Origin of the sequence: Novacetimonas pomaceti (assembly GCF_003207955.1) — a bacterium.
In the GTDB taxonomy this organism is placed as follows: Bacteria; Pseudomonadota; Alphaproteobacteria; order Acetobacterales; family Acetobacteraceae; genus Novacetimonas; species Novacetimonas pomaceti.
Genome location: NZ_NOXG01000007.1, coordinates 29,122 through 52,056 on the forward strand (window position 1 = coordinate 29,122; position 22,935 = coordinate 52,056).

Annotated in this window: 21 protein-coding genes; 5 read left to right on the forward strand and 16 right to left on the reverse strand. The window is 64.3% G+C overall.

The window, feature by feature from the left end:
• Positions 1–134: 134 nt before the first annotated feature.
• Positions 135–1,058, forward strand: coding sequence for a LysR family transcriptional regulator (locus tag CFR71_RS08350; RefSeq protein ID WP_110530014.1), 924 nt, complete (start codon positions 135–137; stop codon positions 1,056–1,058).
• Between the two features lie 214 nt (positions 1,059–1,272).
• On the opposite strand, the gene amaB is transcribed toward CFR71_RS08350, so the two are convergent.
• The 3 genes from amaB to CFR71_RS08365 all read right to left on the reverse strand — a co-directional run bounded on the left by amaB (position 1,273) and on the right by CFR71_RS08365 (position 5,237).
• Positions 1,273–2,787, reverse strand: coding sequence for an L-piperidine-6-carboxylate dehydrogenase (gene amaB, locus CFR71_RS08355; protein ID WP_110530018.1), 1,515 nt, complete (start codon positions 2,785–2,787; stop codon positions 1,273–1,275).
• Positions 2,788–2,829: 42 nt separating this feature from the next.
• The gene (locus tag CFR71_RS08360; RefSeq protein WP_110530215.1) at positions 2,830–4,116 is read right to left on the reverse strand and encodes an NAD(P)/FAD-dependent oxidoreductase; all 1,287 of its coding nucleotides are present in this window, start codon (positions 4,114–4,116) and stop codon (positions 2,830–2,832) included.
• A 212-nt stretch (positions 4,117–4,328) separates the two neighbouring features.
• Positions 4,329–5,237: a DMT family transporter gene (locus CFR71_RS08365; protein WP_110530218.1), complete on the reverse strand. Its 909-nt coding sequence runs from the start codon at positions 5,235–5,237 to the stop codon at positions 4,329–4,331.
• Between CFR71_RS08365 and CFR71_RS16135 the strand changes: the two genes are divergently transcribed.
• Positions 5,236–5,526: a hypothetical protein gene (locus CFR71_RS16135; RefSeq protein WP_133251105.1), complete on the forward strand. Its 291-nt coding sequence runs from the start codon at positions 5,236–5,238 to the stop codon at positions 5,524–5,526. The two genes, CFR71_RS08365 and CFR71_RS16135, sit on opposite strands and share 2 nt — an antisense overlap.
• Before the next feature lie 22 nt (positions 5,527–5,548).
• On the opposite strand, the gene CFR71_RS08370 is transcribed toward CFR71_RS16135, so the two are convergent.
• From CFR71_RS08370 to CFR71_RS08420, 13 genes are all read right to left on the reverse strand, one after another.
• Positions 5,549–5,887, reverse strand: coding sequence for a carboxymuconolactone decarboxylase family protein (locus CFR71_RS08370; RefSeq protein WP_110530222.1), 339 nt, complete (start codon positions 5,885–5,887; stop codon positions 5,549–5,551).
• Between the two features lie 112 nt (positions 5,888–5,999).
• Positions 6,000–6,203, reverse strand: coding sequence for a hypothetical protein (locus CFR71_RS16140; RefSeq protein ID WP_133251106.1), 204 nt, complete (start codon positions 6,201–6,203; stop codon positions 6,000–6,002).
• Between the two features lie 138 nt (positions 6,204–6,341).
• Positions 6,342–7,298 carry a ribokinase gene (locus tag CFR71_RS08375; protein ID WP_239020318.1) on the reverse strand — a complete coding sequence of 319 codons (957 nt, stop codon included), beginning with the start codon at positions 7,296–7,298 and terminating at the stop codon, positions 6,342–6,344.
• 161 nt (positions 7,299–7,459) lie between these two features.
• A complete protein-coding gene (locus tag CFR71_RS16145; protein WP_133251107.1) occupies positions 7,460–8,329 on the reverse strand; it encodes a hypothetical protein in 870 nt (289 codons plus the stop codon).
• Between the two features lie 198 nt (positions 8,330–8,527).
• On the reverse strand, positions 8,528–8,926 hold the full coding sequence (locus tag CFR71_RS08380) for a GFA family protein (RefSeq protein ID WP_110530021.1): 399 nt from the start codon (positions 8,924–8,926) through the stop codon (positions 8,528–8,530).
• A gap of 11 nt (positions 8,927–8,937) precedes the next feature.
• Positions 8,938–9,528 carry a hypothetical protein gene (locus CFR71_RS08385; RefSeq protein WP_133251108.1) on the reverse strand — a complete coding sequence of 197 codons (591 nt, stop codon included), beginning with the start codon at positions 9,526–9,528 and terminating at the stop codon, positions 8,938–8,940.
• Positions 9,529–9,662: 134 nt separating this feature from the next.
• Positions 9,663–10,094 carry a hypothetical protein gene (locus CFR71_RS08390; protein ID WP_110530028.1) on the reverse strand — a complete coding sequence of 144 codons (432 nt, stop codon included), beginning with the start codon at positions 10,092–10,094 and terminating at the stop codon, positions 9,663–9,665.
• 50 nt (positions 10,095–10,144) lie between these two features.
• Positions 10,145–10,783: a 5,6-dimethylbenzimidazole synthase gene (bluB, locus tag CFR71_RS08395; RefSeq protein WP_207781346.1), complete on the reverse strand. Its 639-nt coding sequence runs from the start codon at positions 10,781–10,783 to the stop codon at positions 10,145–10,147.
• Positions 10,780–11,556 (reverse strand): hypothetical protein, encoded by a 777-nt coding sequence (locus CFR71_RS08400; protein WP_133251110.1) that lies wholly within the window; start codon positions 11,554–11,556, stop codon positions 10,780–10,782. The genes bluB and CFR71_RS08400 overlap by 4 nt, the downstream gene beginning before the upstream one ends.
• A gap of 55 nt (positions 11,557–11,611) precedes the next feature.
• Positions 11,612–11,806, reverse strand: coding sequence for a hypothetical protein (locus CFR71_RS08405; protein ID WP_110530034.1), 195 nt, complete (start codon positions 11,804–11,806; stop codon positions 11,612–11,614).
• A gap of 177 nt (positions 11,807–11,983) precedes the next feature.
• Positions 11,984–12,862: an aldose 1-epimerase family protein gene (locus CFR71_RS08410; RefSeq protein ID WP_110530230.1), complete on the reverse strand. Its 879-nt coding sequence runs from the start codon at positions 12,860–12,862 to the stop codon at positions 11,984–11,986.
• A 592-nt stretch (positions 12,863–13,454) separates the two neighbouring features.
• Entirely contained in the window at positions 13,455–14,174 is a 720-nt protein-coding gene (locus CFR71_RS08415) for a Crp/Fnr family transcriptional regulator (RefSeq protein ID WP_133251111.1), read from the reverse strand.
• A gap of 434 nt (positions 14,175–14,608) precedes the next feature.
• Positions 14,609–15,259: a TetR/AcrR family transcriptional regulator gene (locus CFR71_RS08420; protein ID WP_165829161.1), complete on the reverse strand. Its 651-nt coding sequence runs from the start codon at positions 15,257–15,259 to the stop codon at positions 14,609–14,611.
• A 952-nt stretch (positions 15,260–16,211) separates the two neighbouring features.
• Between CFR71_RS08420 and bcsA the strand changes: the two genes are divergently transcribed.
• The 3 genes from bcsA (at position 16,212) to CFR71_RS08435 (ending at position 22,891) form a co-directional block, all read left to right on the forward strand.
• A complete protein-coding gene (bcsA, locus tag CFR71_RS08425) occupies positions 16,212–20,837 on the forward strand; it encodes a UDP-forming cellulose synthase catalytic subunit (protein ID WP_408891778.1) in 4,626 nt (1,541 codons plus the stop codon).
• Between the two features lie 128 nt (positions 20,838–20,965).
• A complete protein-coding gene (locus CFR71_RS08430) occupies positions 20,966–21,637 on the forward strand; it encodes an SGNH/GDSL hydrolase family protein (protein ID WP_110530043.1) in 672 nt (223 codons plus the stop codon).
• Between the two features lie 93 nt (positions 21,638–21,730).
• The gene (locus tag CFR71_RS08435) at positions 21,731–22,891 is read left to right on the forward strand and encodes an acyltransferase family protein (protein WP_110530236.1); all 1,161 of its coding nucleotides are present in this window, start codon (positions 21,731–21,733) and stop codon (positions 22,889–22,891) included.
• Positions 22,892–22,935: the final 44 nt, after the last annotated feature.

Here is a 22,935-nt window from a genome sequence, read left to right on the forward strand (position 1 = left end):
AGTGTGTAATATATGGCACCAGCCATCGCGCCAGCCGATGCTTCCACGATGTATCCCTGATGGTCCGGCGTGACGGGCGGGCGGGAATGCCATATCATCGCCGCCGGTGTTCCTGACGTGGACGGTGTGGCGACGTGGCGCTGGCTAGACGGTTTCTCCCCTCGATTTCGCTGCTCTGTTCGTTCGAGGCGGCGGCCCGTCACCAGAATTTCACCACGGCGGCGACCGAACTGCACCTGACGCAAAGCGCCATCAGCCGCCATATCCGCGCGCTGGAGGCGCAGCTTGGCGCGGAACTGTTCATCCGCGAACGCCAGACCGTGCGCCTGACCATCGCGGGCGAGGTCTATGCCCGTGAAATCCGCGAGGCGCTGAAACACATCTCCACCGCGACGCTGGGCTTTCGCGCCAGTCCCAGCGGCGGCACCTTCAACCTTGCGGTGCTGCCGACCTTTGGCGCGCGATGGCTGGCCCCGCGCGTGCCCGCGTTCCAGCGGCTGCATCCGGACATCACCATCAACCTGTTTACCCGTCCCGTCCCGTTTGAATTCGCGGCGGAAATGCTGGATGCGGCCATTCATTACGGCCTTGCCGACTGGCCGGGGGCGGAAATGGAATTCCTGATGCATGAACAGGTCGTCCCGGTGTGCAGCCCCGACATGGCGGGACGTTTCGACTTTCGCGCCCCGGCGGACCTGCTGCGCGCGCCGCTGCTGCATCTGGTGTCGCGGCCCGATGCGTGGGAACGCTGGTTCCATGCCCATGATGTCGATGCGCGCCAGATCCATGGCATGCTGTGCGACCAGTTCGCGACCATCACGCAGGCGGCGCGCGCGGGCGCGGGGCTGGCGCTGCTGCCGCGCTTCCTGATCGCGGAGGAACTGTCGCGCGGCGAACTGGTGGAGGTCGCGCCCCCCGCGCCGCACATGGCGGAGGAAGCCTATTACCTCGTCTGGCCCGTCAACCGCGCACGCTATGCCCCGCTGGTGGCGTTCCGCGACTGGCTTCGCGGCGAAGCGGCAACCCCCCGGCAGGTCATGGTGTCCAGAGGTCCGTGACCTCTGGTGGGGGTTCGGGGGCAAAGCCCCTGAATGTGTGACGTCATTGCGTGCGTGGGATATCCGGGCGCTGCCCGGACCCGGCAGGGAGCGTGGCTCCCTGCACCCTGATACCTGAAGGGCAGGCCCGGGAGTTTTTGCTGTCTTCAGGTCATGGTGTCCAGAGGTCCGCGACCTCTGGCGGGGTGCAGGGCCGGCGCCCCTGCGTATGGCCTCAGCCCACGTCGAACTTCACGCCCTGCGCCAGCGGCAGGGTGCGGCCGTAATTGATGGTGTTCGTCTGGCGACGCATATAGCCGCGCCATGCGTCGGACCCGGATTCGCGGCCGCCGCCGGTCTCCTTCTCCCCGCCGAACGCCCCGCCGATTTCCGCGCCGGACGGGCCGATATTGACGTTGGCGATGCCGCAGTCGGACCCGGCGGCGGACAGGAACTGCTCCACCTCCAGCAGGTTGGTGCCGAAGATGGAGGAGGACAGGCCCTGCGGCACGTCGTTCTGCAGCGCGATGGCCTGGTCAAGGTCGCTGTATTTCAGCACATACAGGATCGGGGCAAAGGTTTCCTCCACCACCGGGCCGACCTGCGCGGGCATTTCCACCAGCGCGGGACGGACATAGAACGACCCCGGGCCGTTGACGTCCACGCGTTCGCCGCCATGGACGGTGCCGCCGGCGGCTTTCGCGGCTTTCAGGCTGTCCTGCATCGCGGTGAACGCGGCCTGATCGATCAGCGGACCGACCAGCGCGTCGCCGGTGACGGGGCAGCCGACGGAAATGTTCGCGTACACCTGCTTCAGCTTCCCGATCAGGGCGTCATACACGCTTTCATGCACGATCAGGCGGCGCAGCGTGGTGCAGCGCTGTCCCGCCGTGCCCATCGCGCCGAACGCCACCGCGCGCAGCGTCAGGTCAAGGTCGGCCGACGGCGTGACGATGGAGGCATTGTTGCCGCCGAGTTCAAGGATGGAGCGGCCAAAGCGGCGCGCCACGCGTTCGCCCACGATACGGCCCATGCGGGTCGATCCGGTGGCGGAAATGACCGGCAGGCGCCCGTCATCGACCAGCATCTGCCCGATCGCGCCGTCACCGATGACCAGCGCCGACAGCCCGGCCGGCGCGTCCGCGCCAAAGCGGCGCAGGGCCTCGTCAAACAGGGCGTGGGTGGCAAGCGCGGTCAGCGGGGTCTTTTCCGACGGCTTCCAGATGCACGGATCGCCACACACCAGCGCCAGCGCCGCGTTCCACGACCACACGGCGACGGGGAAGTTGAAGGCGGAGATGATGCCGACCACGCCCGCGGGGTGCCACTGTTCGATCAGGCGGTGGTCGGGGCGTTCGGACTGGATCGTCAGGCCGTAAAGCTGGCGCGACAGGCCGACGGCAAAGTCGCAGATGTCGATCATTTCCTGGACTTCGCCCTGTCCTTCCGACAGGACCTTGCCCGCCTCGAACGAGACGAGACGGCCCAGCGCCTCCTTGTTCTCACGCAGGACGTTGCCCAGGATGCGCACCAGTTCGCCACGCCGGGGGGCGGGTACCCTGCGCCATGCGACAAAGGCGTCGGCGGCGCGGGCGATCACGCCCTCCACTTCCCTGGCGGACACGGTGGGAACGCGCGCGATCTCCTCCCCCGTGATGGGGGTGCGCACGATCAGGTCGCCGCCGGTATAGGCCTCACGCGGGACGCCGAGCTTCTGCAAAAGGGCATGTACGTCGGATACGATGGTCATATGTCTTCCTGTTTCTTCAGTCCTGTGCGGGATGCGCGGCGGCTACAGCCATCCCGTCCCGGCGTGGGCAACGGCCGAGCCCACGGTATAAAAGGCCTCGCGCGCGGCGCGGGCGCGGGCCGGCTGCGCCGTGCTGCGGGGCAGGGGCATCTGGGCCATGGTCATCTTGCCGCATATCAGTTGCGCCAGCACCATGCCAAAGGCCGTCCCCGGTGAAATCCCCCGCCCGTTATAGCCGCTGATGGACACCACGTTGGGCGCCAGCTGATGGAAACGCGGCACCGCGTCGGTGGTCATGCCGATGCTGCCGTACCATTCGGTTTCAAAGGGTTCGTGCTTCAGCTGCGGGAAAATCCGGCCCAGCGCCCGGCGTCCCCATGCATGGTGGATGGCCCGCCCCGCGCGGTCAAGGGCGCCGACGCTGCCAAGGACCATGCGGCCCGCCTGGTCCAGCCGGAACGAGGTCAGGATTTCGCGCGTGTCCCATGCGCCCTGCCGCTGGGGCAGGATCGTCTCCAGCAGCCGGGGGGGCAGGGGACGCGTGGCAAGGTTGAAATACGGAAGGTGGACCAGTTCCGTGCGCAGTTCGGGCCACATGTTGGTGGTATAGGCATTGGTCGCCACGATGATCCAGCGCGCGCGCACCGACCCGCCGCCGCTGGTGCGCAGGTGCCACCATCCGCCCGCCTGCTGCGCCCCGGTGACGCGGGTATGGGTGTGGATGCGCGCCCCCGCCCCGATCGCGGCGCGCGCCAGCCCCCGGGCATAGGCCAGCGGCTGTATCGTGCCCGCGCGTTCATCCAGAAGCGCGCCGGAATAGGCGGTGCTGCCGATATGGCGCGCGGCCTCGGTCGCGTCCATCAGGCGCACCGGCGCGCCAAGCGCCTGCCACTGGCGTTCGCGTTCGCGCAGGTTTTCCAGCCCGCCTTTCCCCACGGCGCAGTGCAGGGTGCCGGTTGGCGTGGCCTCGCACGCGATGGCGTGTTTTTCCACCAGGTCGAACACCATACGCGGCCCGTTGCCCAGCAGGTCCAGCACGCGCCGGCCCATCGTCGCCCCCATCGTCGCCATCAGGTCCTGCGGCATGACCCACAGCCCCGCATTCACCAGCCCGACATTGCGACCCGACCCGCCAAAGCCGATTTCCTCAGCCTCCAGCACCACGACGTCGCGCGATTCCTGCGCAAGGTGCAGCGCCGCCGACAGCCCGGTATAGCCCGCGCCGATGATGGCGACATCGGTATCCACATGTCCGTACAGAAGCGTCGTCGGTGGCGCGGGTGGCGCGGTCAGTTCCCAAAGACCGTGACTGCGCGGGTCGTTCTGCATGCACATTCCCCCTGTGGCCCGTGATGTTCAGGCCATGAGCCCGGGGGCCGGTTTTCCTGTGGCCCCGCCGGTTTCATGGCCGCGGCGGGGGGAGGGTATTTTCGATCGGATGCGGCGCAAAACGATATTCGGAACTGTAGTCATTCCAATCCGGAATGACCTGTCATCGACCGCGCATCGCATCGCGGCCCGTCGGTTGCGGGCGGGGCGCGTCATTCGCCCCCGGGCGGCAGCCGTCGCACCGGCGCGCGGCCCAGCGTGTTGGCAAGGAACACGCCCGCCATCACCACGCCGCCCCCCAGCAGGGTGCGCGGTTCCGGGACCTCGTGCACCAGCACGAACGATTCCACCAGCGTAACAGGCGGCAGCAGGTACAGCAGCCCCGACGCCCGCGCGACGCCCATTTCGCCCACGACCCATGTCCATGCCGCGTACCCGACAAAGGCCGGCAGGACGCCAAGCTGCAGGATCCCGAGCTTTCCCATCACCGGCATGTGCGGCACGGTCGCCAGCGCCCGGGGCAGCCACGGCAGCAGGACAATCGCGCCGACGATCAGCACGTACGCCGTCGTGTTCATCGCGCCATATGTCTGGATCAGGCGTTTCTGCATCGTGGTGTAAAGCGCGCTTGCCAGTGCCGCGCCAAGGACAAGCGTCGTGCCGGACCCGAAGGACAGTCCCCCCGGTTCGCCCCCCGCGATGGTGATGACGCCCGCGAAGCTGATGAGCGAGCCTGCCCATCCCCACGGCGTCAGCCGTTCGCCCATCACCGCCACGGCGATGGCGGCGGCCATCAGGGGCGCGGAACTGATGAGCAGGCTGGCCGCCCCGGCGGAAACGCTGAGCTCGCCGGTATTGAACAGCGCGTTGTACAGGCTGATGCCGATGCCCCCGCACGCGACAAGGCGCGGGATGTCGGCCATGCGCGGCAGCGGCGCGCGCTTTGCCAGCAGCCACACCACCGACAGCAGCGCGGCGATGGCGTAACGCACGGCGGCCAGGGGAACCGGCGCGATATCGTGCATGACGATGCGCACGATGGGATAGGCGCTGCCCCATGACAGCAGGGCCACGCTGGCCCACAGGGCAACCAGTCGGGGATGGCGGAGGCGTGTGGTCATGGCGTACAGGGATATGCCCGCGCCCGCCCGCAGGCAACCGGCCATCTGCGCCCGCCGCCATGTTTATGCCCGCACGATCGTGATAGCAGGACGGGACCGGCCGGTTCGTCGTGTGGTCGTAAAGAAGTTTTTGGTAAAGCTTTTTGCAAAAAGCTTTGAAAGACGTCACCTTTTTGAAAAAAGGCGACACCCAAAAACTTTTGTTGTTTTCAAACGGTTTCCTGAAAAGGATGCCGCCTTCCTGAAAAAAGGGCGGCATCCGGAAACTTTCATCGACAGATTGTCCTGAAACGGTTTTCAGGACGGCGGCATCAGCCCTTCAGCGCGTCCACCGCGTCAAGGATGCGCGCGGAATAGACAAGGGCCGCGCCCGCGTTCATCGCCACGGCCACGCCCAGGGCCTCGGCAATTTCCTCGCGCGTGGCGCCGGCCTTGACCGCCTCGGCCGAATGGACGGTGATGCAGCCATCGCAACGCGTCGTCGCCGCGACCGCAAGGGCGATCAGCTCACGCGTTTTCGCATCCAGGTGCCCGGTCTTCGCCCCGGCCTCGCTGGCGGTGACGACGCCTTCCACCGTGCCGGGCGACAGGGTCGCGACCTTGCCGAATCCCTGTTCCAGCTGCGTGCGATAGGTGTTCCAGTCCATCATCATGGGGCTTGTTCCTCTGGTGGTCGGGGTGTGGTGGTTGCGATCCCGCCCGCGCGTGGCCGGGCGGGACATCGTTAAGGCACGTCCATGGCGGTTTCCCGCCATGCCGCCATCATGGCGACAGTCCGGCCGGGGCAATGGAAACGTCGCCAGCCGTCGCGCCGCCCACCGATGCGGCATGCCGCGCATCCCGGCGGTTCCTGCGTGGGAAAGGGGAGTGGACGCCTGCCCTGCCCACATCCGCCGCCCGTGCCGGGCAGGCGTGGCTGGCGACGTAACCGCCACGCGCGAGGATCGGGCGTCCGGTCCGTTGCATCAGGATGCGGCGGGTGCGTGCTTCATCCCGCCAAGCCTATCGGCGGTGGGGGGGAGGGGGAATTCACTTTGGCGTGCGACCCGCCCGCGACTTCGGCCCATGGCTCAACCCGTGGGGCCGCATGGCGCGCGTGCCTGCCTATCCCCGCGCCAGCAGTGCCTCCACCTCATCCGCCGAGGGGGCGGCGTCCGCGGCACCCGGGCGTGTCGTCGCCAGCGCGCCGCAGGCCGCCGCGTACCGCACGGCCCGGTCCATCGGCGCGCCCGCCGCCAGCATCCGCGCCAGCCCCGCCCCGAAACAGTCGCCCGCCGCGACGCTGTCGATGGCCGTGACCGCAAAGGGTGGGACGAACCCCGATGCGCCGTCGCGGGTGGAATGGAACACGCCGCGCGCGCCCATCTTGATGATCGCGCATTCCACGCCCCGGCCGTGCAGGATATCCGCCGCCGCGCGGGCGCTGCCGGCATCGGTGGGCAGCACGCCGGTCATGGCCTGCGTCTCCGTCTCGTTCGGGGTCATGACGGTGGTGAGCGTGAACAGCGCGTCGGGGATGCCATCGGGCGGGACGGGGGCGGGATCGACAATGATGATGATGTCATGTGCCCGCGCCTGATCGCAGATGCGCACCACGATGTCAGCCGGGATTTCCATCTGCACCATCAGCACCCGCGCGCCATCCAGCACGCGGGCAAGGCCGGGCACGTCATCGGGATGCAGGGCCATGTTGGCGCCGCCATGGACAAGGATCTGGTTTTCGCCCGCGTCGTTGACGGTGATGAAGGCGCGTCCCGTCCCGCCCCCCTGCTGCACCCGCACGAAACGGGTGCCGACCCCTGCATCCGACAGGGCGTCGCGCGCCACCTGCGCCAGCGGGTCATCGCCCATCTGTCCCGCCAGTTCGACCGGCATGCCCAGACGCGCCACGGCAATGGCCTGATTCGCGCCCTTGCCACCCGGCCCGGTCGTCGTGTCGCGGACATGCATCGTCTCCCCCGGGTGGGGGAAATGCGCGACGCGACAGACGAAATCGACATTGATGCTGCCGACAATGGCGACATGGCCCGGCGGGCGCGCGTCCATGGGGGACATGGTCATGAAAAAAGGTCCTGTCATGGGATAAGGGGATAGGGGATCATATACCATTGGCAGGGATGTCTGCTTGCGCCCTCATCCCGGACACCACTCTCTTTCGCATTTGGTCAGAAAGCGGACTGTTCGTGTGTAGATGTAATTTACATGATAGAAACAGGTAAATTTCACACGTTCCCATTATCGATATTATTGGGCAAGATTTTTACTGAATTGTTAGGATCACGCTTGTTTGTTAGTATTGGAATAGTTTTTTCATTATCAAGAAGGTGTGTATTATTATGCTTTCCGTCAGTAGCGACAAGTGACTTCATGTCAGATTCAAGTCTAGAAAGAATTAAGCTTTTTGCCTCTGGATCTTTGATTTTACTAATTTTTTGAGCTAGATCCACCATGCTATGAGCGTTTTTCAAAATTTGATCTTGTCTTTTGGCTTCCACTTCAAGGCGCGCCAATTCTGTGCCTGCTTCTAGGCGGCCAAGGAGCGCATCTCTTCCTCGGGCATACGGAACAGCACAAACATATAAAAGAGCTTTATACGTGGCTTTTGACTTGGCGATAAATGAGATCCATAGAGAGCCTGGGATAGCCTCTTTAACTAAGAGCTTATCATTTTCTGGTATTAACTCTCGTTCGATATCTCCGGATTTATTCTTTTCCAAGAAAGAGGAGAGTTCGTTCTCTTTCCCATTTTCGATCAATAACGCAATAGCGTATATTTGTCGGACACTATGAAGTCTACGTTCTAGTAGCTCAGCAGTGACGTTCTCTCCATCTTCTATAATTTTCATTTGAACAGGAGGAAATTCCTGCGCTGACAAAGGAATTAACATTACTTGAAGAGACTTATTATACGTCGAAATTCTCAAATTAAACATTTCGCTTATTCCGAATTCTATAAAATCTTCTCCTTTACTACCCTTTCTACGCGCGGCCGCGCTAGATATGCGACCTCCTTTTACCAGCCCTATAAAATCTTCGAATTCTAATGGACGGCGTGTTCGATTGTCGAAATTAAATAAGGAGAATTTTGGCATATGACACTCTCATTTATTATAATAGTAAATTACTCATGTAATGAAAATTGACATGAGCCCCAAACGCTACGTCTTTCGTTCACTTAAACAGTTATTCTCTTTTAGACCAGCCTCGCACCAAACCGGACATTCCGCTCACCCCCGCCAAAGCTGCCCCGCCTGCGAACGCCACGATCCCCGCAGCCGGCTGACGGCGCGTCATGACGTCGCGGGGATGTCCTCCACGTCGATGCACCAGCGTGCCTTTGACGTGGTGAAGATCTGGTGGCGTGGCGTCAGGCCCGGGTCGGTGTCCAGAGTACCGGCCGGTACGATCATGCGCGTTCCGTCGCGCGTGCGGTGTGGCAGTGGCGTGTGGCAGGTGGCGCATGTCGCGGTGGCGAAGCTGCGGGCCGTGGGCAGGTCCCATCGCTGCACCTGTTTCGCGCCGGTGCGCCAGTGCAGGTCGCCGGGGCGGACGATCAGGTTGGCGGCAAAGGACGAACCGCTGGCCTTGCGGCAGCGGCTGCAGTGGCACAGCACGAAATCCAGCGGCGGCGCGGTGATTTCGTATTCGACGCCGCCACACAGGCAGCTTCCGGTAATGGTCGTGGCCATGGCGTTGTGTCCTATCCCTTCCACAGGGGGCCGGGCATTTCATCGTAATGGTCCATCAGCATGTCCAGCAGCAGCGCCAGCGCGCCGGCGACATGTGTCTGTTCCGTGCCGAAATGGCTGGCGATGGCGGGCATGGAACGTCCCTCCACCATCAGCAGGATCAGCAGTTTCTCGCACCGGCCACCGATGGCGGCGCGGATGTATTTGTACCGCTCGATCGCGCCCAGCCGGCTGCGGGACGGTCCATCATGTGTCGTGCGGCCATGCGGGTCGCGTTCCATGAAGGGGTCGTTGCGGCCCATGAACCCGATCATGTAATCGGTGGCCCAGAATTCGGCGGTGATGGCGTGCGCGTCCGCGATGGCCCCGCTGCGCCGCAACGCCGCAAGCGCGGGACGCCTGTCATAGACCGCCGCGACATCCGGCAGGCATGATGATGAGAATGAAGGCGGGTGGCAGGACGGAACGGCAGCCGACACGCGGGAACTCTCCAGGCTGGGGCAGGACCGGCGGGGGGCCGGGCGCGAGCATTTCAGCGTATCATACCTGTGATCGATATGCGATGGCGTCGCGCCCACCTGCATTGCTTCACGGTCGCCCATGAAACATCCGCTATATTGTAAAGAAGTTTTTGGTGAAGCTTTTTGCAAAAAGCTTCGAAAGACGTCACCTTTTTGAAAAAGGCGACACCCAAAAACTTTTATTCATATCAGCAGGTTATTCCCAAACCCCCCACTCATGGCGCGGAACGCCCCGCCTGCATCTGCTGGCGCACGCGCGCCTCCTCCCGCTCGAAATGCGACCAGTCGCGGGCATAGGGGTCCTCGCCCCGCTGCACCGGGCCGCCCTCTTCCGTGCGCCTTTCCGCGCCGGTGGCGTGCGGGTCCTCCAGCTCGGGCGCGGGGCGGTTCATGTCGGCGCGGGCCGCGCGGTCGGCGGCGGCCCCGGCGGCCCATGACGCGCGCGCGCCGTCACGTTGCGCGCGCATGTGCGACAGGGTGTCCCCCCACGCGCCCGCGCCCGATTGCGACTGCTGGTGCATGATGCCCGCCATGGGGGAGGAAACCGCGCCAGGCCATCCGGGATTCCCCCACGCCTGCGCCCGCGCGGCGGTGGCGCAGGCCGACAGCACCGTGGCAAGGGCCGCGATGGCGCCGATGGACACCATGCCGGTGGAACAGGGGGCGCGACGTCGGGCGCGGCATGTGCGCGGCGCGTTCAGCGTTCGATCCAGTGCTGGCGTTCGGGGGCGCGGCGTTCCCACCCGCGCCGTTGCAGTTCCGGCGTATCGGACGGGTCCTGCGGATATCCCACGCACAGGTAGGCCACCAGTTCCCAGCCCGGATCGACGTCAAGCATGGCGCTGACGCGCGCGGGGTCGATGATGGAAACCCACCCCACGCCCACGCCCGCCACCGTCGCCGCCAGCCAGAAGGTGTGGATGGCCATGACGGTGGACCATGTGGTGGTCTGCGGCATGGTGCCGCGTCCCAGCCCGCGTCCCTGCGCCGGGTCGTTGTCCGAAAACACCGCGACATGGTGCGGCGCATCGTCCAGTCCCGCCAGCTTCAGCCGCGCGTAATCGCTGGCGTCCGACCCCGCGCGCGCGGCCAGGGCGCGGGCGTTGCAGTGCGCGAAATCGTCACGCACCGCGCGCCGCCGCGCCGGGTCGTCTACCCGGACGAAACGCCATGGCTCGCTCAGCCCCACCGACGGGGCAAGGCAGGCCGTCGCCAGCAGCCCGTCAAGGACGGGGGCGGGGACGCGGTCGCGCCGGAAATGCCGCACGTCGCGCCGCCAGCGCAGCAGGTCATGGAATTCGGCGTCAAAGGCGGGGGAAAATCCGGACGGGATCATGGCCGCATCCCCAGCAGCGGATCCGACCCGGCAAGCCCGCGATGGCCATAGGGCGTCTCCTCGCCCTGGGCGGGGTCGGTCGGGGCCGGGCCGGTGAACTCCGCATCTTCCCAGAATCCGCTCGCTACCTCGTGCAGTTCGTCGAAACTGGCCTTGTACCAGTCCACCTGCGTCGCGGTGCGGCCGGTGATGACGAATTTCATGAAGATCGTCTTCTGACCCCCGCCGTACATGAAGCTGTCCTGCGAGGCGAATTCGAAGTGGCAGAGGTCGGAATGGCCAAAACGCTGAAAGGCATGGTCAACCACGATGGGGGCAAGCTCCTCGGCCGTGACGCGCATGTAGTAATTCGTCCGCCGCCGCAGCAGGGTGGCATCGACGTTATCCAGGATGCCCATGCTGTCCAGCACCCTGGCGCTGCTGGCGAAGCGCCCGGCGTCGAAGCTGACGCGCACCGTGCAGCGCCCGAACGTCCCGTTGCCGGTCACGGACATCCCGAACTGCGCATATTCGCCAAGTCCGGGGATCTCGCTCGCCGCGCGGGCGTGGGGGGGGCAGAGCATGGATGCGCCCGTGATCAGGACGCTTCCCATGAACAGCGTCAGCGCGCCCGCGGCGGGGCGGTGGCGAAAGGGCTGTCCCATCAGGTGCGCCCGTGCCTGTGTCGATCGGTCACGCCGGTTTTCTCCTCCCCCGATGCAGATTGCAAAAACAGATGTGGCGGCGCATCGCTGCGCCGCCACCATTATGGCATCATGGACAGGGAAAAGCATTATCCGATGCGCCATATCGCGCCGGCGTGCCCGTCGGGGACGCCGGACGCGGCGTTCAGGCGCGTCCGGTCGCCTCGATCTCCGTGCGGGCGGAGTCCGGGACCGCGACGCTGTTGAGCGTCGCGATTTCCATCATGCCGCGGCGTTTGAAGGCGGCGGCGAACCATGTGGCGATGCTGTCGCCCGCATGGCGGGTCTGCTGCGTGCCGGGGGGGAGGCCGGTGGCGGGGACAAGGTGAAAAGTACCCATCTGAGTGATTTCCATGAGCCTTGGCGGGCACGATTGCCGCAAGCTGCTCCTCCGGCGGACGCTACGCCTGATTCAGCCCCGCGCAATATGATATTTTCGCAGCGATCAGCCCCGTCCCATGATGTTTTTGCAGGGCTGTCGCCGGACCCTTTTTCAGACCGGTTTTCAGAGCGATTTTCAGACCGGGGCGACAGACCATTCCGCGTGCCATTCCTGTCCGGGCGGCAGGTGGAACAGGCCGGGCTTTTTCGCGAATTCGCCGCTGAAATCCTGCGGGCTGGTCATGCCGTACCACGGTTCGATGCACAGGAAATCCGCCCCCGGCTTCATCCACAGGCCCAGCTGGCGGAATCCCTTCCACGTCACGCGCAGGCCGGGGCCGCCGGGAATGCGATAGGTCAGGCCATGGCTGGCGGGATGGTCCAGGATCAGCGCGTCCGCCGTGAACAGGTCCTCCGACAGGGGCAACTCACGGCCCCGGATCGGGGTGGGGAACAGGTCGGGCGACAGCAGGCCCCCGCTGATCCGGCGGACCTTTTCGGGTTCGGGATGGTCGAATTCGATGACATGGTCGGTCTTTGCCACACCGGGACGCAGCGGCCAGACAAAGGCGGGATGCGCCCCCAGCGACGCCGACAGCGTGCGCGTCGGGTCGGGATTGATGACGCGGTACGTCACCGTCAGCCCGCCATTGGCGATGCGGTAGCCGATCTTCAGCCTGAAGGCGGACGGGAAGAGGGCGCGCGTGCGGTCATTGTCCGACAGTTCCAGCACGCAGCTGTCGGCATTGCGTTCGATCCAGCGGAAATCCATGTCGCGGGCAAAGCCATGCTGCGTGATGCGATAGGGACGGCCATCGAACATCGCCGTGTCATTGTCCAGCCGCCCCACGATGGGGAACAGCACCGGCGAATGGCGTTTCCAGGCCGGCCCGGCATCCCACAGCAGGTCGCATCCCGCCACCTCGTCACGCAGGGCGCACAGTTCCGCCCCATGCACGTTCACCGTGGCGCGCAGGCGGGTGTCGCCAAAGCTGTGACTGACATCGTGGTTCATCATGTGTTTCCTTCTGTCATGCGCATCCCGCGCGTCGGGAACAGGATGCCCGATTCCCCCGTTCCCTCGCCAGCACCGTCGCGGCAGGGGTGATGTGCATGAGGGGTGACGTGCATGAAGGGCGGCGTGCGCGTGCCCCGGCCCTGCCATCGGGACCATGCGGCAGGGACGGGGGGATGATGCAGGGGATGGGAAAACGGGTGGCGCGCCACGTGTTTTTCACCCCGCGCGAAAGGGGGTGGACATAGCTGCCATCACGAGTCGTTGCCACGCCGCCAGCCATCGCGCCATGGGTGTGGATTCTTTTTGACAATGGGGACTCGTCTATTGACCTGTCAGGCCATATAACCGTTCGCTTTTTCGTAGGCGATACGATTCCATGGCTGTTTTCCGCCATTTTTCAGAGTCGCGTTTCCAGCCGCCGCCCATCCGTTTCCCACAGATTCCGGGAGAGGTCTGTGGATAACTTTGTGCATAGTTTGTCGGTCATGGGGATCGCGGCGGGTGTCGCGCCGTATTTCCCGCTTTGTTCCCCGGCGGTGTTCCACCTGTGTTCGTGGACGGCCCGGCAGGCGCGCGGCGGCCGCGCTGGCTACAGGATCGTGCAGGCCATGGAGGCAAGGCGCGAGGGCGCGAGAAGCCGCACTTCCTGGCGGGAGCGGTGGATCATCTTTTCCTGATGGAAAATGCTCATCAGCCGCGACACCGTCTCGGTGGACAGGCCCAGATAGTCGGCGATGTCGGCGCGCGACATCTGGAGCGAGAACGGCAGGTGGATGTTGGGGCCGTTGTTGCGCGTGGCCTCGCGCAGCAGGAAGGAGGCCAGCTTCTCCCGCGCGGTCTTGCGCCCCAGCGCCAGCAGGCGTTCCTGGATCGTCACCAGCTGCGCCGTCGTTTCCTCCAGCAGGCGCGACAGGATGTCGGGCGCGTTGACCAGTATGTCCTCGAACATCGCGCGGCTCAGCCGGTTGACCGTGACATCGGTAATCGCCTCCGCCCGGAACATGTAAAGTTCCTGCGAACTGGTGCCCAGGATGTGCCCCGCGCCGACAAAGCCGACGATCTGGCTGCGCCCGTTGGGCATGGATTTCGACAGCTTCACCGTGCCGCGCCGCACGAGGAAGGTGTAATGGGCGGTGGCACTTTCCTCGATGATGAGGCTGCGCGGGGCAAAGCGTGCCTCCCGGCAGGTGGCATGGTGCTTGGTGCAGAAATTCACGATGTCGTGGCACAGGCGGTCAGGCATGGGGGAAAGCAACGGCAGGCCGGTGTGATCCGCCGGGGAGTGGTGATGGGAAAGGGGAGGCGTCACGATGCTGTCTTCTTCTGCCTAGGGAAAGGGGGAACATGCCTTTCATGGCGGTGGCGCGTCTTCTGTTCCTGCTGTCGTGGGATGGCGCGGACCCGCGGGGCGCGCCATGCCGGACATCGCAACCGTCCCGGCCGCCCTGTCGCTCCACTGGCGGCAGGAAAAGGAAAAATTCGACCACGGACAGACCTCTGGATATCAGCATCGTGCCTGTAATGTGTCAATAAAATATGTATTTTTATTTAAGGGATTTCGGAACATACCTGAACGGATAAAACGGATTTTAAGAAAAAGGCCGTTTTTCCAGCCTCCGCCCGGTAACGTGCTGTTACATCCGCGCGATTATCAGGCCGCGCGGCCTGTGGCGATGGCAGTGGCAATGGCAGCGGCGACGGCCGCGCGGACCGGCTGCGGGGGTATCCTCTGGCCCGTGGCCCTCAGTGGCCGAACGCGCAGGCCGTGGCCTGGTGGCGGCCCAGGGGGGCATGGGTGAACAGGTCGATGATCCGTTCGACGAAATCCTGGATTTTCGTGTCGGTTTCGTGCGGCACGTCGACATGGCCGTGGGCGATCATCCCCGCAAGGCCGTGGGCCATGGCGAAAATGCAGTGCCCGATATGGGCCGTGTCCCGGGCGGGCAGCTCCGGCTCGTCCGATTCGACGTGGGGGAATTCATCCCCCGCCACCAGCGCGCGCAGGCGCTCGAAGGTGCGCCGCATCGCCGCGTCGTAACGGAGGTGCTGCGCCGAATCGGCCAGGTAGCCGAACGTGACGCGATAGAGCTGCGTATGGCGGCAGGCGAATTCGACGTAATGCGTCACCGTGCGCTTCAGGGCGTCATGCCGGCTGGGGCTGCGGCGGGCGATATGGCCGATCGTGGTGGCGAAATCCTCCAGACAGTCCGCCGCGATTTCCAGCAGCAGCGTGTTCAGGGAATCGTAATGATTGTAGAAATTGGCCGGCGCGACCCGTACCTCGCGCGTCAGGCGGCGCACCGACAGGTCCTCCAGCCGTTCCGTCTGCAGGATGCGCAGCGTCGTCAGCCGCAGATCTTCCGCCACGTTCCCCTTGTGATAGGCGCGCGCCATCGGGCGCGGCCATGACGAAGCCGGGCTTTTTTCAGATATCACATCTCTGGCGGCGGATTTTTGCATGTCGGTAACTTTGCGTGACCTCGCGTCCGGGTATCCTCTTAACGCCTGCGGGGACGGATGTTTGCCTGCGTCTTGTCCTGATTTTCCATGTCAGCATATGGGCGGCCGTCGCCTGTCGGGAACCTCATGGTTCCTACGCCTTACTCCCGTAAAAAATGGTTAAGTTTGATCTGTGGCATGCAAGATGCTTTTCCTGATGGATATCGTGGCGGAATTGTGGCAGGCGGGGCCATGAATGCACATCCTGTCATCACAAAACATGAGAAGCCTGGCCCGCGCCGGGGAGAGATAAGTCCTGAAACATAATTATTCATCCTTTAAGCATGGTCATCACCCCAAAGTCCATGAGGGGATTGAGGAATATATTCCTCACACCATGCGCGACCATCGGCCTCTCCGGCACGGCGCGGTGCGATCATCGCAGGGATACCTTTCAGAATGATGACGAATTGTGTTCACACTATGGCCAAGGTGCCTTTTTTGGGGGGCTGGTGCTTGACACGTTTCGAGACGATCGGTAGATGATTTTGCGTGCAATATTAACGATGTTCACAACCGTTTATTATGGATCGTGAACGTCCCCAACCTGTTTCGACGTCCTGTTGTAATTGAGATTTCTGGTGATGGAATCGTCCCTGATTCCAGCGTGATGTCTATTGGCTGATCCGGGAAGCGCCGCCGGCGCCATGTGGGGTGTTCCCGGCCATGGAAGCCGGCAGCCAGCCCCATGATGGGCCGGGAGCGTCCGTCTGTTTTGGATTATTGGAATTTCGCAACGATGTACAAGGCGATCCTGAAACGCCTGCACCTTGAGTCACTGGCCCATTCGTCGCTGGCGATTGTCGGGGGTACGGCGCTGCTGATGGCGGGCGGGATCTTCCTGCTGATGATGGTCGGTGGCGTCACGATGTCGCCCGGACATCAGGCGATCGTGTCGGTGGGCACCGTCGGGCTGTTCCTTGTACTGAACCGCCGCAAGGGACGCGGCATCACCTGTTTTTTGATGATGCTGTCGCTGATGGTGTCGCTGCGCTACATGTTCTGGCGGCTGAGTTCCACGCTGCAGCTGCATTCGCCGCTGCAGGCCGCGCTGTCGCTGCTGCTGGTGCTGGCGGAACTTTACGCGCTGATGACGCTGTGCCTCAGCTATTTCCAGATGGCCTGGCCGCTGGGGCGCAAGCCGCTGAAGCTGCCGCAGGACACCGCCGACTGGCCCGTGGTCGACGTCTATGTCCCCTCGTATAACGAGGAACTGTCGCTGGTGCGTTCGACCGTGCTGGGGGCGCTGGCCCTCGACTGGCCGGAGGATAAGCTCAACGTCTACATCCTTGACGACGGGCGCCGCAAAAGCTTCTGCGAATTCGCGATGGAGGCTGGCGCGGGCTACATCATCCGCTCGCAGAACAACCATGCCAAGGCCGGCAACCTCAACCACGCCCTGCGCGTGACCGAGGGGGAATTCGTGGTCATCTTCGACTGCGACCACATTCCCACGCGCGGATTCCTTAAAAAGACGATCGGCTGGATGATGGCCGATCCCAAGCTGGCGCTGCTGCAGACGCCGCACCATTTCTATTCCCCCGACCCGTTCCAGCGTAACCTCGCCTCCGGCCAGCATGTCCCGCCGGAGGGCAACATGTTTTACGGGCTGGTGCAGGACGGCAACGATTTCTGGGACGCGACCTTCTTCTGCGGGTCGTGCGCCGCGATCCGCCGCTCGGCGGTGCTGAGCATCGGCGGGTTCGCCACCGAAACCGTGACCGAGGACGCGCATACCGCGCTCAAGATGCAGCGCGAGGGATGGCGGACGGCCTATCTGCGCGAACCACTGGCGGCCGGCCTGTCGACCGAGCGCCTGATGCTGCATATCGGGCAGCGCGTGCGCTGGGCGCGCGGAATGCTGCAGATCATGCGCGTGGACAACCCGCTGCTGGGCCCCGGTCTGCGGTGGGAACAGCGCCTGTGTTACCTGTCGGCGATGTCGCACTTCCTGTTTGCGATCCCGCGGCTGGTCTTCCTCGCCTCGCCGCTGGCGTACCTGTTCCTGGGGCAGAACATCATCGCCGCCTCCCCGCTTGCGATCATGGTCTATGCGCTGCCGCACATCTACCACTCCATCGCGACGCTTTCGCGGATCGAGGGACGCTGGCGCTATTCCTTCTGGAGCGAGATTTACGAAACCACGCTGGCGCTGTTCCTCGTGCGCGTGACGATCATGACGCTGCTGAACCCCCACAAGGGGGAATTCAACGTGACGGACAAGGGCGGCCTGCTGCAGAGCGGGTATTTCGACCTGAACGCGGTCTATCCCAACGTTTTCCTTGCCGGGGTGCTGGGGCTGGCGCTGCTGCGCGGGATCGGCGGCATCTTCTGGGAATTCCATGACCAGCTGGCGCTGCAGTCCTTCATCCTCAACACGCTGTGGGTGGCCATCAGCCTGATCATCGTCCTCGCCTCCATCGCCGTGGGGCGCGAGACGCGCCAGATCCGCCACAAGCCGCGCGTGCGCGCCCGCCTGCCGATCACCCTGGTGGACGAGGACGGGAAGCATTACCACGCCCATACAAGCGACATCTCGCTTGGCGGCATCGCGGCGCATGTGTCGGTGGAACACGCGCTGGCGCCGCATTCGCGCGTCACCATGCTGTTCCATGATGAAAAGGATGGCATCGACGTGCGCATCCCGGCCGTCATCCTGTTTGCCAAGGCCGACCAGCTTCACCTGCAGTGGTGCGTCGACAACCTGGAAGTCGAACGCCAGATCGTCGAGTTCATGTTCGGCCGCAACGATGCGTGGAGCAACTGGGACGATTTCCAGCCCGACCGTCCCCTGCGCAGTTTCCTGATGGTCCTGCGCAGCATCGGTGGCCTGTTCCGCCGGGGCGAAAGGCCGTTCCGCTGGCAGGCCCCGCAGGAAGCGCCGTCCACGGCCCCCCAAGTCAAAGAAGAGAAACTGGAGAAGAAGAGCCTCGTGCTGAAACCCGTCCGACGGGGCGCTCAATGTGGCGCCACGGCCTCCCTCATCGTGCTGCTGGGACTGCCGATCGCAAGTGCGCCTTCCTTTGCGCAGGTTCCTTCCCATGACGCGCCCGTGGCCGCGGCGCCGGACGCCGCGCCTGTTGCGACGGGCGGCGGGGATGCACAGGGCGCGGCGACGCCCGCCCCCGCCGACGCGGCCCCGTCGCCCGCCGTCGCGCTGCCGCCCGGCCCCGCGACGCTGCAGGCGCGCGAACGGCTGTCCGAACGGACGGGGGTGTCGCCCGCGGCCCCCTTTGGCGACACCAATACCGGCGCGCTGCCCGCCGACCCGGGTGCCCCCCCGATCGACCCGGCGGACGCGGCGCGCGTCGCGGATGGCGAAATCACCCGGACCTCCACCTTCCGCGACCTTGGCCTGTCCACCGGGCCGCTGACGCTGCGCGGCTTCTCCCCGCTGCAGGGGCTGGATGTCATCGTGCCGGCCAACCGCGTCGTCACGCATGCGAAGATCACCCTGTCGGGCGCGCTGTCGCCGTCCCTCCTGCCGGAGGCGAGCGCGGTCAGCGTCACGCTGAATGAACAGTATGTCGGCACGATCAAGGTCGATCCCGAACATCCGCGTTTCGGGCCGATCACCTTTGACGTCGACCCGCTGTATTTCACTGGCGACAACAAGCTGAATTTCCATTTCGCCGGCGAATACCGCCGTGACTGCAACGACCTGTACAACGAGGTCCTGTGGGCGCGGATCTCGGATTTTTCCACCGTGACGCTGACGACCACGCGCATCGCGCCCGACCGCAAGCTGTCGTACCTGCCCGCGCCGTTCTATGACCCCAACCTGCGCACGCCGCTGCGCGTGCCGGTGGTCCTGCCCAATCCCAATTCGCACGGCGCGCTGAAGGCGTCCGCGCTGGTGGCGTCGTGGTTTGGCAAGCTGGCCGATTTCCGCAAGGTGTCCTTCCCCGTTTCCACCACGCTGCCGGCATCGGGCAACGCGATCGCGATTGGCGAGAACCTGCCGATCAACGCGCGCAACAGCCGCCCGACAGGTCCGACCCTGTCGGAAGTGGAAAACCCCAACGACCGCCTGGGCACCATCCTTGTGGTGACGGGGCGCAACGCGGCCGAGGTCGAGGTCGCGGCCCGCGTGCTGGCCTTTGCGTCCGATACGCTGGGCGCGGTCGGGACCAAGGTGGTCAACGACGTGACGCTGGAGGCGCGCCAGCCCTATGACGCGCCCGCCTTCGTGCCCACGAACCGCCCGGTACGCTTTGGTGAGCTTGTGACCGCAAGCGACCTGCAGGCGGGCGGGTTCGCCCCGCCGGTCATGGCGCTGCCGTTCCACATGCCGCCGGACCTCTATACCTGGCGCAACCGCCCGTACCCGATGGACCTGTGGATCCGCGCGCCGGGCGGCCCCGTGGTCGACCTGGAGACGTCGCGCCTGGATGTCAGCCTGAACAACAACTACCTCACCAGCTTTACCCTCAAGCCGCCGGGGCTGTGGACCTCGTGGTCCGAACGCATGGTCAACCAGCATGCTGGCGCGGTGGAGCATATGGCCTCCCTGCCGTCATGGCTCCTGTTCGGTCAGAACCAGGTCCAGTTCGGCTTTGACGCCCGTCCGATCGACCGTGGCGTCTGCCGCCGCACACCCGGCGACATCCACATGAGCGTGGATTCGGATTCGACGCTGGATTTCCGCCGCGCCTATCACTTCACCACGCTGCCGAACCTGTCCTTTTTCGCGGAGGCGGGCTTTCCCTTCACCCGCATGGCCGACCTGTCGGAAACCACGATGGTCCTGCCGCACCAGATGGATGCGGGCACGGCGGGCACCTTCATGGACCTGATGGGCTTTTTCGGCGCGACGACATGGTATCCGGCCGCCGGCGTGCAGCTGATGGACGTGGACGAAGTGTCGTCCCACCCGCCCGATGGCGACGTGCTGGTGCTTTCGACCGCGTCGAACGCCCCGAAATTCGACGACCTGCTGTCGCGCTCGCCCTATGTCCTGTCGGACGGGCACATCCGCGTGGGCGAACATATGGGCCTTCAGGGGATCTGGTACCTGTTCCAGGATCATGACCATAACGGGATCAAGGACGGGGTGCAGGCCGACCTGAACGCGCCGATCGCGGGGGCGGGCGTGCTGCTTGGCGCGCAGTCGCCGTTCCAGTCGCACCGTTCGGTCGTGGCGCTGATGGGGGACACGCCCGCGCGCATGCATGACCTTGTCATGGGCCTGCGCAACAAGGACGACGTCCCGCATATCCAGGGTGACCTCGTGCTGCGCAACGGCGACAAGCTGACCAGCTACCGCACGGCGCCGACCTATACGATGGGGTCGCTGCCTTGGTGGATGTGGATGGACTGGTACCTCGGGACGCGTCCGCTGACCGTCTATGTGCTTGGCCTTGCCGGCGCGGGGATGCTGGCCGCCGCCGTGGTGCGCATGCTGCGTCGCCGTGCCCGTAAACGGATGGAAGAGGGGGAACAGATCAAGGAAACCCCGTCCGAGACGGACTAGAAACCGGTGCAGGGGCGGCATGCCACCGGAACTGTGGCGCGGGGATGTAAGTATCCCTGCCACTTCCGAAGAAATGGCTGCCGCCGGAACTGACGTCATTCGTACGTATTTATGGAGATTTTATAGAAATGAGTGCACTTCTTGCCGGCCTTACGCTGCTGATTATTGGTGACAGCCATGTCACCTTCAAGGACTCGCTCCTGTCCGTGCTGCCTGATGAATTTTCCAAGCAGGGCGCCAAGGTCGTGACCTATGGCGTGTGTTCGTCGACGGCGGCGGACTGGGTGGTCCCGAACCCGAACAACGGCTGTGGCGCGGCGCAGCGCGTCGGTGACGAGCCGATCGGCGCGCCGAACATGAAGCCCGCGTCGCCGCCGCCGGTCACCGGCCTGATTGAAAAGTGGCATCCGAACGTGGTCATGGTCATCCTTGGCGACACGATGGCCTCCTACGGTCAGAACGCGGTGTCCAAGGACTGGCTGGACGAACAGGTCAAGACCCTGACCTATGCCATTGGCAAGACGTCGTGCATCTGGGTTGGCCCGACATGGGGTCAGTACAGCCCCCGCTATGGCAAGACCGACCAGCGCGCGACCGAGATGGCGACGCTGCTCAAGAGCGAGGTCGCGCCGTGCACCTATATCGATGGCACGCAGCTGATGAAGCAGGGCAGCGTCAACACCATCGACGGCATCCATGCGACGCCCGCCAGCTACAAGGAATGGGGTGACGCGATCGTCAAGGCGACGACCCCCGAACTGGAAAAGATGAAGGACGCGGCCCCGGCCGCGGCACAGTAATCATTCAATAGAACTGAGATGCGTGGCGGTATCCGGTATGCCGCCACGCAGATGCCGATGGTATTTGCGGCATCACACGTGGAAAACTGCCCGATGCAACAGACTACAGCCGTCATGCCCGCCCAGAGCAAATGGCAACACATGCTTCAGCATGAGTTCTTTCCCAAGGACCGCCGCCGCGACATCGACGGGCTGCGCGCGCTCGCGATCATCGCGGTCGTGCTGTTTCATGCCGGCTGGCTGAAGGGCGGTTTCGTCGGCGTTGACATCTTTGTCGTCATTTCGGGCTATTTCATGGGGCGCTCCGCCCTGATGCAGCAGCCGTTCCAGCCCGCGCGCTTTGTCTGCCGGCGCCTGTACCGCCTGTTACCCGCGCTGTTCTGCATGATCGCCATCGTATCGGCCAGCATGCTGTGGTGGGTGCTGCAGAGCGACCGCGCCGACATCGCGATCAACGGGGCGTACGCGCTGGTGTACCTGTCCAATTTCTGGGCATCGGGCCATGTGGGATATTTCCAGGGGCAGGCCATTGCCTACCCGTTCCTGCATACATGGTCGCTGTCGCTGGAAATGCAGTTCTATACGATCATTTTCATCATGGCGCTGGTGCTGCCGTTCACCCGGCATCGCAAGCTTGCGATCAGCAGCATCTTCGCCCTGTCGCTGGGCTACAGCATCTACAGCCATGTGATGGGCGACACGCAGGGATATTACAACATCCTTGACCGCATGTGGCAGTTTTCCATGGGGACGATGATCTGGATCTTCCCCCGCCCGCAGCTGTCGCGCGCGCTTGCCAACGTGCTGTACCTGCTGGCGCTGGCGGTGCTGGTGGGGTCGTGCCTGTTCTATGTGCTGGAATTCGCCTGCCCGTCCTACATGATGCTGTTCCCCTGCCTTGCGGTGGTGGGGATCATCATGCTGCCGCAGACGGATGTCGCGCGCTTTACCCTTGTGCCGGTATCGCCGGTGGGGGTGATTTCCTATTCGATCTACCTGTGGCACTGGCCCGCCATCGTGATGGCGAACTACCTGCTGTCGTTCCAGGTGTTTGGCGCGACGATGGCCGGCGTGCTGGGCCTTGTCATGGTCATCAGCCTGCTGAGCTACGTTTTCGTCGAACGTGTCTTCCTTGATTACGAAGGCAGGGTGACGCCTGCGGTGCGCAATCGCGGCGCGGTCGCGCTGGTCGCGGCCTGCGGGCTGCTCGCCAGCGTGCTTGCCTATGTTTCGTATATCTCGCGTGTTCACTGAGACACATCTTTCTATCGTGCAATGCCTGCGGGCGGGGACATGAT